General features: G+C 71.3%; 10 protein-coding genes and 1 pseudogene. 8 read left to right on the top strand and 3 right to left on the bottom strand.

Annotation, left to right across the window (positions count from 1 at the left end):
- From ND747_RS28060 to ND747_RS28045, 4 genes are all read left to right on the top strand, one after another.
- Positions 1 to 743 (top strand): hypothetical protein (locus ND747_RS28060; RefSeq protein WP_374216344.1); only part of this gene is annotated, 743 nt, incomplete at its 5' end.
- Positions 744 to 807: 64 nt separating this feature from the next.
- Positions 808 to 1,038 (top strand): hypothetical protein, encoded by a 231-nt coding sequence (locus tag ND747_RS28055; protein ID WP_251737269.1) that lies wholly within the window; start codon positions 808 to 810, stop codon positions 1,036 to 1,038.
- A 262-nt stretch (positions 1,039 to 1,300) separates the two neighbouring features.
- Entirely contained in the window at positions 1,301 to 1,516 is a 216-nt protein-coding gene (locus ND747_RS28050) for a hypothetical protein (protein WP_251737268.1), read from the top strand.
- 155 nt (positions 1,517 to 1,671) lie between these two features.
- The gene (locus ND747_RS28045) at positions 1,672 to 2,268 is read left to right on the top strand and encodes a hypothetical protein (RefSeq protein ID WP_251737267.1); all 597 of its coding nucleotides are present in this window, start codon (positions 1,672 to 1,674) and stop codon (positions 2,266 to 2,268) included.
- A gap of 23 nt (positions 2,269 to 2,291) precedes the next feature.
- Here the strand turns inward: ND747_RS28045 and ND747_RS28040 are convergent, their stop codons facing one another.
- Positions 2,292 to 2,690, bottom strand: a complete 399-nt coding sequence (locus ND747_RS28040) for a hypothetical protein (RefSeq protein WP_251737266.1) — start codon at positions 2,688 to 2,690, stop codon at positions 2,292 to 2,294.
- Positions 2,691 to 2,965: 275 nt separating this feature from the next.
- On the opposite strand from ND747_RS28040, the gene fxsT reads away from it, so the two are divergent.
- From fxsT to ND747_RS28025, 3 genes are all read left to right on the top strand, one after another.
- Positions 2,966 to 5,332, top strand: a complete 2,367-nt coding sequence (fxsT, locus tag ND747_RS28035; protein WP_251737265.1) for an FxSxx-COOH system tetratricopeptide repeat protein — start codon at positions 2,966 to 2,968, stop codon at positions 5,330 to 5,332.
- Positions 5,333 to 5,561: 229 nt separating this feature from the next.
- Positions 5,562 to 6,715, top strand: a protein-coding gene (locus ND747_RS28030) for an IS3 family transposase (RefSeq protein WP_251737264.1) whose coding sequence is annotated in 2 segments (ribosomal slippage) — positions 5,562 to 5,793 and positions 5,793 to 6,715 — 1,155 coding nt in all. Because the reading frame shifts where the segments join, the coding sequence is not laid out codon by codon here.
- A gap of 474 nt (positions 6,716 to 7,189) precedes the next feature.
- Positions 7,190 to 7,564 (top strand): hypothetical protein, encoded by a 375-nt coding sequence (locus ND747_RS28025; protein ID WP_251737263.1) that lies wholly within the window; start codon positions 7,190 to 7,192, stop codon positions 7,562 to 7,564.
- 56 nt (positions 7,565 to 7,620) lie between these two features.
- Here the strand turns inward: ND747_RS28025 and ND747_RS28020 are convergent, their stop codons facing one another.
- Complete coding sequence (locus ND747_RS28020; protein ID WP_251737262.1) at positions 7,621 to 9,102, bottom strand: PLP-dependent aminotransferase family protein; 1,482 nt, start codon at positions 9,100 to 9,102, stop codon at positions 7,621 to 7,623.
- Between the two features lie 58 nt (positions 9,103 to 9,160).
- Between ND747_RS28020 and ND747_RS28015 the strand changes: the two genes are divergently transcribed.
- Entirely contained in the window at positions 9,161 to 10,228 is a 1,068-nt protein-coding gene (locus ND747_RS28015) for a DMT family transporter (protein WP_374216343.1), read from the top strand.
- 187 nt (positions 10,229 to 10,415) lie between these two features.
- Here ND747_RS28015 and ND747_RS30280 read toward each other — a convergent pair.
- A pseudogene (locus ND747_RS30280) lies at positions 10,416 to 10,802 on the bottom strand (class I SAM-dependent methyltransferase); the annotation flags it as partial.
- Positions 10,803 to 10,956 lie beyond the last annotated feature (154 nt).

The raw sequence follows: 10,956 nt of genomic DNA, 5'->3' as shown, positions 1-10,956 counted from the left end.
GCACCGTCCTGCCTGCCGGCACCGTCCTGCCTGCCGGCACCGTCCTGCCTGCCGGCACCGTCCTGCCTGCCGGCACCGTCCTGCCTGCCGGCACCGTCCTGCCTGCCGGCACCGTCCTGCCTGCCGGCACCGTCCTGCCTGCCGGCACCGTCCTGCCTGCCGGCACCGTCCTGCCTGCCGGCACCCGCCTGCCCGAGGGCGCTGTCCTGACCGACGGCACCCGTCTGCCCGATCTCAGCGTTGTTCGTATCGGTTCTGATCGCGCGGGCCGGTTCATGCTCGTCCCGGATCCTCACTCGCCTCTGCCGATGGAGGCGGACGGTCGGCTTGCGCAGCGCGTGCTCGCCGACCGGGCGGTGCACGCGGCCCACACCGCCGGTACCACCGCGATGTATCTGGGGGCGGTAGCCATGCTGCTCCTGGGAGCATCCGGCGGATGGTCGGCCTGGAACCGGCGCCGGGGATCGGCAAGCCCGCGTCGGCGGGGCCGTCAGAGGGAACGGGTGGCCGGGGATCTCCCGTGGAGTGAAGGCGTCGTCGCTGGGCTTGTCGCCTCCGCGGTACGGGCCTTGGACCACCCTGACGACCAAGAACGCTACAGCGAGGAATGGGCCGCGGACATGGCCGTGCTCGCGGGCGGATGGCGGCAGCTGTGGTGGGCACTCCTGCTGTGCCTGGTCACCTCCCGCGGCATCCGCAACGCCCGCCGCCGGACTGCGTCCTCTCCCCCGTCCCAGCAGTAACCCCACCCGCCCACGCCCCGCCACCACACAGACCCCCTATGTAGACAAGCATGAGAGGTTTTCGATGGTCGGTTCCAGCCCCGCCCCCGCACCGATCCACCTCCTTCTCGGCACAGCAGCCCTCACGGGCATGACCATCGCGGCCGTCGCGCTGGGATGGGTGCCCTGGCCAGGACTACTCGAACAAGTCCTCGCCGAACTCCTCGTCCTCACCGGGATCACCGCGGCAGGCTCCCTCTGGCGTGCCACCCACCGCCCGCGCCCCGACTCGCCCCCCGGACCCAGCCCCGACTGAGACCATCGACAACGACCTGTCAACACAGGTGACAGCAAGCCCGGTTTCCCGCTCCGCCCCTACCGGACCCCCGGACAGACCGAAGCGGGCAGCTGCGGTACGGCGTTCGGCTCACTGATCGGCAGGACAACCGTGGCAGATCAGCCGTCGTCGAGCCGATCCGCGGGTAGGTGTCGATGACCTGGCCTGTTCGGCGGGCGCGGGGGAGCGTGGTGATGTCGTAGGGCCTGGGTCTGAGCGCGGGAGGGGCGAGGATAAGCCGATGCTCACGGTCTGCCGCTGGCGTGTGGAGGAGATTCTGGTGTCGATCGTGGCCGCCCCCGGCTACTGCTCGGGGGACTGCCAGGACGCCGACCCGGCCACCAGGTCGGATCTGGTGCGTCCCGGGTACTGCCAGCCGCCCGTCAGTCACACCCATTCGCGTCTTGTTCAGCCCGGCCGGTTTCGCCAGACTGCGTCGCTGCCATCACCGCGCTGATCCCCTACGGCCCTCGTGCGTGTTCGGTCCCGGACTGCGGGGGACCGGACTCGGGAACGGCGCTCCGGCGGGTGGATGGCCGCGCAGGACACTCCCGTATCGGCCGCCGAGGGCAGCGCCGTGGAGCTGATCCAGGGTGCGGCAGAAGCGGCGCAGTGCGGGTTTCGCGGTGGTGCGCGGCAGGTGTGCTGATCATCGGGTTGGCGGGCTGCACCTCGGCCGGGTCGGCGACGTCCGCGGGCGAGCCGAACCCGGCGGTCGGGTCGGTGCCGGTCTCGACGACAACAGGTGGGTCGGTGCGTTACCCGTCGCGCTGCGTGGCGGCGGATCGCGAGGAACTACCCGACCCGGTGTGCACCCCGGGGGCGGTCAACCCGGCGGTCACCCCCGCGACGCTGCGGCAGACGATCTGCCGGTCGGGATGGAGCGCTACCGTGCGCCCGCCGCTGTCCTACACCTCCCGGGTGAAACGCGCCGCGATCGCCGCCTACGGCGACTACGCCGGCAGCGCGATGGGCGGCTACGAGCTGGACCATCTCGTTTCTCTCGCGCTCGGCGGCGCGCCGTGGGATGTGCGCAACCTGTGGCCGGAGCATCCGGCGTCCACCAATCCGAAGGACGGGGTGGAGAACGCCGCGCACCGGGCGGTCTGCAACGGCACCCTGTCGCTCACCGCCGCCCAACGCGGTATCGCCACCGACTGGATCACTCTGGGCCATCGGCTCGGCGTCTCGGGGCTGCCAGCCAGCTGACCCAGCGCAGGGTTGTTCTGGGATCAGCCCGGGTCGCGCAGCGTCGCGAATGCGGCGAACAGGTCTTTGCAGTCCTTCACCGCACCTGTGGCGGCGGTCTGGGCGACCGCCTGCGCGATCGTCAACTCGGAGTCGTGGACGCCGTCCTTCACCTCCAGCTCCCGGGTGGCATACACCAGGGCTGCGTTCGCGTCGTCAGTGCCACCGCAGCCCTTGTCCAGGGTGGTGAGGGCCTGCTGGTATTCGGCGACCTGCGCCGGGGATGGGTGGGTGAGCCCGTCGAGGTTGGCGAGTTTCACCGCTGCCGGCGGGTTGGCCGCCGGCGTTCCCGAGATGCCCGACGATCCCGAGCTACCACCTGATGTGCTCGTGCAGCCACATAGAGAAGCCGCGATGAACATGACGAACAGACTGCGACGCATACTGATCCCCCGATCGTGAAGGGGCGATCCTACTGTCGACGTCTGGCCCGGTGCCATGGTCGCAGGCCATGTTGACCATCCGGGGGTGGTGTGTTGCGCAGAAGCATCGCGGTGGTCGACGAGCACCGCTGCTGGCGGGCCACAGACCATGAGTTCGGGTTGGGCCTGTTGCGACGTGCGAGATGCCGGAGGGGTCTCGCGCACCCGCGGCTGCGGCTTGTCCGTTGCACGGTGGGTCTGTGACGTTTCGTGGTGGGGTGGCAGGGTGTAGGGCTATGGGCACGGGGGCCCCGGCAGCGACCGGTACACCATCGGGGGCGGTGGATTTCTTCGTCTCCTACATCAGTGCTGATCAGACGTGGGCGCAGTGGGTGGCCTGGCAGTTGGAGGCTGCCGGCTACACCACCTTGATCCAGGCGTGGGACTTCAGCGCGGGGGCCCATGTCGTCACCGAGATGCACTGGGGCACCCAGCGTGCGGTCCGGACGGTGGCGGTGCTGTCGGCGGCGTACCTGTCCTCGGCGTACGCGGAGGCGGAGTGGCAGGCCGCCTGGGCTGATGATCCGACCGGCCAGGACCGAAAACTGCTGGTCTTCAGGATCGAGGACTGCCCCCTGCCGGGCCTGCTCGCCCAGCTGGTCAGTGTCGACCTGTTCGGTCTCGACCGGGACAGCGCGCTCGCCCGGCTGGTGGCCGCAGCCCGTGGTGAGCGAGGGAAACCACAGGTCGAGCCGCTGTTTCCTGGCGGGCCGTCCCGGCCGGTGGTGACGGCGTCGGGGGTGGAGCCGGAGTTCCCGGGCCGGCTACCCGCGATATGGAACGTGCCGGGTCGTAACCGGCTGTTCACCGGCCGCCAAGCCCAGCTCGACGAGGTCCGCGCCCGGTTGGGGGTGGGGCCGGTGGCGGTGACCGCCCTGCACGGCATGGGCGGGGTCGGCAAAACCCAGCTGGTTCTGGAACACGCCCACCGGCAGGCCGCCGCCTACAGCCTGGTGTGGTGGGTGGAGGCCGAACAGACCGCCCTGCTCGCCGAGAAGATCGCCGCCCTGGCCAGGCCGCTGGGCCTGCCCGCCGACGGGCCGGTGGTTGAGGTCGCGGGCGCGGTCCTGGCCGCGTTGGGCCGGCGCGAGGGCTGGCTGGTGGTGTTCGACAACGCCGAAGACCCCGCCGCACTCCGCCGCTGGCTACCGGCCGGCCCCGGCCATGTGCTGATCACCAGCCGTCATCCCGGCTGGGACATGGTGGCCGCCACCATCGAGGTGGACCTGCTGCCCCGCGCCGAGTCGATCGCCCTGCTCACCCGCCGGCTGCCCGACCTGAACCCGGCCGTGGCTGATGCGCTGGCCGGCGAGTTAGGGGATCTGCCGTTGGCGTTGGCCCAGGCCGCCGGCTATCTCACCCGCACCCGGCTGGAACCCGCCGTCTACCTGACCCGCTTCCGTACCCGCCGGCAGGTGTTCCTCGGCAAGGGCGACGACCTGCTCTACGCCGGCCGGGTCGACACCTGCTGGGCGATCGCACTCGACCGGCTACACCACGACAACCCGGCCACCGTGCAGCTACTCGAGGTGTGCGCGCTGCTGGCCCCCGAACCGATCCCGATCGGCCTGCTCACCACCCACCCGGACCTGCTCGGCCCCCCGCTGGGTGCGATCGCCGCCGACACCCACCCTGACCTTGATCTCGACGAGGTGATCGGCGCCGCCCTGGACTACTCCCTGGCCCGCCGTAGCGGCGACAGCCTGGTCGTGCACCGGCTGGTCCAGACGGTCATCGCCGGCCAGCTCACCCCCACCCGCCACACCCACCTGACCACCACCACCGCCCGCCTGCTGGCCGCCGCCACCCCGAACAGCCCACGGGACCCCGCGACGTGGCCGGGGTGGGCGGCCCTCGGCCCGCACCTGCTCCACGCCCTGACCAGCCTTGAGGGCACCGAGGATCCCCACGGGCTGCGCCGTGCCGCCAACCGGTTCTGCTGGCATCTGTACGCCCGGGGGGACCGCACCGCCGCCCACACCCTGGCCACCCGCCTCCACCAGCAGAACACCCGGCTCCTGAGCCCCGACCATCACGACACCCTCGACACCGCCATCACTCTCGCCGCCATCCACGCCGCCCTCGGCGAGCATCAGGCCGCCCGAGCACTGGACGAGGACACCCACACCCGCCAGCAACGGATCTTCGGTGACGACCACCCCCGCACTCTGACCTCGGCGAACAACCTGGCCAACCGGCTGGCCGCCCTCGGCGACCTGCAAGCCGCACGGGCGCTGAACGAGGACACCCACACCCGCCAGCAACGGATCCTCGGCAACGACCATCCCGACACCCTGCACTCCGCGCACAACCTGGCGGTGCGGTTGGCGGAGGTGGGAGAGTTGCCCGCCGCCTGTGCGCTGGAGGAGACGGTGCTAAAGCGCCGACGCCGGATCCTGGGGGTGGATCATCCGGACACATTGGATACGGCGCACAACCTGGCTGTGGACCTGGCCGCGGCGGGTCGGGTGGGGCAGGCGCGGGTGCTGCTGGTGGACACGCTGGCCCGGTGTCGGCAGGTGCTGGGGCAGGAGCATCCCTCGACACAGATGACGGCCCGGATACTGGCCGGGTTGCCCGCCGATCCCCCACCGGGCGGATGACCAGCGTCGGATCGTGCGCGGGGGTACAGCGGCGTGGATGCGGTCGGCGCCCACCGGTGGCGAGTACAGACACCGGGCTGGTCAGAAGCAGGGGACCCTGGGCCTCTGCTGGGCCGGCTGCCGGGGCGCGGACGCGGGTCGGTCGGGGCAGCCTGCCGTTCCGGTTCCGACAGTGTGACGACCGTGACGACCGTTCCGGCGCTGGCGGTGTGGGAGAGCGGGACAAACCGTGGGAGGCCACGCCACACTGGTGAAACTCGTCATCGATTCGGGTCGGCCGGTCTCGGCGGTCGCGAAGGATCTGGGTATCAACGAGGGCACGCTCGGCACCTGGGTCGCGACCTGGCGGCGCGCGCACGAGAACAGCGAGGACGAGCCGCTGACCATGTCGGAGCGGGCCCGGTTGCGGGAGCTGGAGAAGGAGAACCGGGAACTCCGGATGGAGCGTGAGTTCCTCTCACAAGCGACCGCCTTCTTCGCGCAACGCCATCAGTGATCGGCAAGTATCAGCTGATCGCCGCGGAGAAGGACTCCTACCCAGTACGAAACATGTGCCGATGGCTTGCCGTGTCCGCCTCCGGTTTCTACGACTGGACCCGCCGGCCCTCCTCGACGGACACACGGCGACGGGCCACGGTGGAAACCCGAGTTCGGGCGTTGTTCGCCGCCTCGCGGCAGACGTACGGCGCCCGGCGGATCGCCGCTGCCCTCCGCGCCTCGGGGACGCCGGCGTCAGTGCGCCTGGTCCGCCGGATCATGCGCCAGGGCGGGCTGCGGGCCTGCCAGCCCAGGGCCTACCGGCGCACGACCATGCCCGGCCAGGCCCCCGCCCCCACCGACCGTGTCCGCCGCGACTTCACCGCCACCCGACCAGGAACCACACTCGTCGGTGACATCACCTACATCCGCACCGGCGAAGGATGGCTGTATCTCGCCACCGTCATCGACCGCTATTCACGGAAAGTCATCGACTGGTCGATGGCAGCTCACATGAACACCGAACTGATCATCGACGCGTTCACGATGGCCGCCACCCGCGCCCGCATTCAGAAAGGCGCAACGTTTCACTCCGACCGCGGCTCGCAATACCTGTCCGACGCCTACCAGCGAGTCCTGCGACACCACCAGGTGCACCCCTCGGCCGGAGCGACCGGTGTCTGCTGGGACAACAGTCTCGCCGAATCATTCCTCGGAACCCTCAAAAACGAGCTTATCCACCGCGAAAACTATCCAACCCGCCGAACCGCCCGCACCGCGATCACCGAGTACATCGAGGTCTTCTACAACCGGCAGCGACTCCACTCCACCCTCGGCTACCAGACCCCCGAACATGTCGAAAGCCTCTACCACACAGCCACCGCAAACATTGCAGACGCCGCATAAGCCAGATAAGATCCCGCTACGCAGGTGTCCGAGAAACGGGGCTCACCTCAACCCACATCAAATGATCACAAAACGACGGCTGCCGTACTAGGCCAGGGTCTTGTGTCAGAGGGCTTCGGGATCGGCAGGTACGTCGAGGACGAGGTGTGAGGTGACCGCGGCGTTGACGGCGAGATGCGCGTGGCAGGGATGAAGGGCGACGCGGGTGGTGGCCTGATCGTAGGCCAGTGCCCCATCCCCGGTTACAGAGCTCGGCGAGGCCCGTGGCGATAGCGGAACAGGCTGCGGGTGGTCGGGCTGATCAAGTCGTGGATCACGCCGTACTGACCTCGCGGATGCTTGCGGGGGCGGGCCGCTTACCGATGGTGGCCGAGTCGAGGTGGCCGTAGACGGTGGAGCGGGGGACGCCGAACACGGCGGCGATCTGGGTGACGGTGTGTTTGCCGGCGTCGCAAGGACGTCGTCAAGGAAACGTTGAGCAGAATCGTGGGAGATGCCGTGCCCGCGGCGAAGCTTGGAGCGACCGCGGTGGACGTGCTGTGGTCCCTCGCCGCGGCCATGGACGGTGACGCGCTACTGGATTCCTGGTGGTTCCGCCCCCGGGACCTGAAGTTCACAGTCGAAGGGCTGGCCCGCTGCGGGCACCCTCCGACGGTCGAGGTCTGGTGCGACGTCCCGGCCGCAGTCGCACGGCAGCGCACCTCGACAAGACCAGCGTCGGTAGGCGACCGGTCGGACGGGACGGTGCCGCGTGACGGGGTGTCAATAAGGTCTGGCAACGCGCCAGCAGCGGCGCGGACCACCTACGCCGCCGAGCTCAGCCGCCGCCCGGAAGGACCTGACCGGTGAACATCGAAGAATGCCGAGGCCAAGACCTCGACCTGGCAGGACACGGCCACTGTCACCTATCTGTCGTCATGGCGCACGACGCGGCCGATCGTCGCCGCGGCGTCGCGGAGCCGGTCGGGTGGGTGGGCGGCGTAGCCCAGGACGAGCCCCGGCGGGCCGGGGCGTTGGCGGTGCCAGGACAGCGGGTGGGCCAGCACACCGGCGGCGTGGAGCTGGTCGGCCAGCGCACGGTCGTCCACCTGGCTGCCAGGCAGGGTGACCAGCAGGTGCAGGCCGGCGGCGACGCCCTGCACGGTTGCTGTCGGCAGGGTGGCGTGCAGGGCGCCCAGCAGCGCGTCGCGGCGGGCCCGGTGGCGGGCCCGCACGAGCCGGATATGCCGGTCGTACTCGCCGCTTTCGAGCAGCCGGGCGAGCACGAGCTGGGCGATGGTGGGGCTGCCGAGGTCGCTGGCATGCCTGGCCTCGACCAGGTCGGCGTACCGCTGCGGCGGCGGGACGAGCCAGCCCAGGCGCAGTGCCGGTGCCAGGCTCTTCGACGTGCTGCCCGCGTAGGCGATCCGTTGCGGTGCGCCGGCGTGCAGCGCGGGGACCGGCGCACGGTCATAGCGGAACTCGGCGTCGTAGTCGTCCTCGAGCACCAGCTCGGCCTTCCTGGCCCAGGCCAGCAGCGCGCGCCGACGCGCCGGGGCGAGCACCACCCCGGTCGGGAACTGGTGAGCGGGGGTGAGGAACACCGCGCGGGCCCCGCTGTCGGCCAGCGCGTCGATCCGCAGGCCCTCGCCGTCGACCGCGACGGGGACGGGGCGCAGCCCCCAGTAGCGGAACTCCTCCACCGCGCCGCGTGACCCCGGGTCCTCCACCGCGATCTCGTCGATCCCGTCGCGGTGCAGCTGCTGGGCGACCAGCGCCATTGCCTGCGCCACCCCGGAGACGATCAGGATGTCGTCCGGGGTGACACGCAGCCCGCGGGTGCGTGCCAGCCACGGGGCGAGCGCCTCCCGGAGCCGACGATGCCCGGCGGGGTTGCCGTAGCCGAGTTCGTCGGGTGGTGTCTCGGTCAGCACCGCCCGTTCGGCGCGCAACCAGGCGCTGCGGGGAAACGCGGACAGGTCCGGCACGCCCGGCGACAGGTCGATGCCCGCCGCGACCGGCAGGCGTGGTCGGGGCAGCGGCCCGCGCGGCGCGCCCTCCACCGGCCGTGCCCGCCGAGTCTGTGGACCTGGCGGGATCGGCCGGCACGGCAGCAGGGTCGGCTGGTGCGGCGGGATCGGCGGGGCCAGCACGGTGGTGCCGCCGCCGCGGTGGCCGCCGACCAGCCCCTCGTCGGCCAGCCGCCGGTAGGCCTCGACGACCACACCGCGCGAGATCCCGAGATCCGCGGCGAGCGTGCGGGTCGCCGGCAGCCGGCAGCCCGCCGGCAACCGGCCGTCCGCGATCGCGGCGCGCAGCGCGGTGACCAGCCAACCGGGCAGCCCCCGGGCCGGCGCGGTCACAGGGTCGAGCTGCAGAAAGTCGGTCCCGCGCCCGGTTTGGTCCATGAAACACATCCGTTGTTGGCCCTGGTGTACCGACCATCCTGGCCGTGAGCATCGGCGGGTGTCCACTCGCCTGTACCTGCTCGCCGGCACGATCGGCATGACGTTCGTCGGCGGCAGCGTCGCGGTCTCCGCCACGCTCACCGACGCGGCGCTCTACCCGGCCCAGGCGCTGCGCTACCTGCTGGGCTGCGGCCTGCTGCTCGGGTTCGCCCGCTGCGGTGGCCGGCCGCTGTACCGGCCGCGCGGCACCGAATGGCTGTGGCTGCTCGGCGTGGCCGCCAGCGGCCTGGTGCTGTTCAACGTGGCCCTGGTCCGCGGCTCGCGGCATGCGGAACCGGCAGTGCTCGGTGTCGCGGTGGCCTGCGTGCCGATTGTGCTGGCCACCCTCGGGCCGCTGGTGGAGCATCGCCGGCCGCGGGCGCGGATGCTGGTCGCGGCCGGCGTCGTCACCGTCGGCGCCGTGCTCGTCGAGGGCGTCGGACGCAGCGACACCCTCGGCCTGTGCTGGGCCGCGGTCACGTTCGGCTGCGAGGCCGGCTTCACCCTGCTGGCCGTGCCCGTCCTCGGCCGCCATGGGCCCTACGGCGTGTCCGTCCACGTCACCGGGCTTGCGGCGGTGCTGTTCACCGTCCTGGGTGTCGGTACCGGCAGCTGGGGGGCGCTGGCGGGCGTCGACCTCACCGGCGCGCTGGTGATCGGTTATCTCGCGACCGCCGTCACCGCGGTGGCGTTCGTCTGCTGGTACACCTGCGTGGGTGGGCTCGGCGCCGGCCGCGCCGGGCTGCTCACCGGCGTGGCCCCGATGGCGGCCGCGGCGATCAGTGTGCCGGTCACCGGCCAGGCGCCCGCCCCGCTGGTCTGGGTCGGTCTCGCGGTGCTGGCCACCGGTCTCGCCCTCGGGCTGGGCGCAGGTCCCGTGCCGCAGGAACCCGTCGCGCGCGCAACCGCAGTGCCCGGCCCGCCCGCCGAGCAGGACGTCAGGCCTGGTGCCGCGGGCGCGGGCGGAGCGGGCGGCACGCCACGGCGATCATGGTGGGAAGGGTGGCGAACCAGCGTTCGTAGTCGCTCCACTGCGCGACCGGACGCCGATGGGCGGGCAACGTGGCCGGCTCGTGCAGACCGGTGACGGCCAGCCCGCAGGCGGCCAGGCGCTCCACATACCACGACAGCGGCCGGTGGTAGTGGGTGTGCCCGCCGAAGGAGGCGATCTCGCGTTGCTCGTGCTCGAGGTAGCCGCGTACGTGGCGGTGCCAGGCGCCGGTGTCGGGGTCGAGGACGGGTGCCTGGTCGAAGAAGCAGGGATGCAGGATCGAGAAGACGAACACGCCGTCGGGGTCCAGCGCCGTGGCGACGTCGGCCAGCAGCCGGTCCAAGTCCGGGAGGTCCATCAGGACCAGGTGGGACACGATCCGGTCGTAGGTGCGCGGCGGGGACGGCAGCCCGCCGGTCAGGTCATGCGCCTGGAAGTCGATGCCCCGGTGGCGGGAGCGGGCGATGTCGAGCAGGACCGTGCTGCCGTCGATACCGACGACGTGGGCGCCCGCCTGGTGCAGCAGCGCGCTCAGCCACCCGTGGCCGCAGCCGAGATCGAGAACGCGCAGGTCGGTGACATCCCCGAACTGCTGGTGCAGGAAGGGCGCCAACCTGCGGTAGAAGCTGTCGTCGCTGCCGCCGACGGCGCATGCGTAGACCTGCGCCACCTGGTTCCACCGGACCAGGTCCTGCTCGCCGGTCACGCTCTCTCCTGGCTTCCCCCGGTGCTTGTGGTGCTTGCGGGGGTGTGCTGGTAGCGAAGGCCGTCGAGCAGCAGCGTGCGCAGACGGTCGGCCTCGTCGGTTGCGGTGGGGGTGCCCT

The organism is Frankia sp. R82 (assembly GCF_023716925.1).
In the GTDB taxonomy this organism is placed as follows: Bacteria; Actinomycetota; Actinomycetes; order Frankiales; family Frankiaceae; genus Frankia.
Note: the sequence above shows the minus strand (reverse complement) of the source record. Positions and strands in the feature narration are given on the sequence as shown.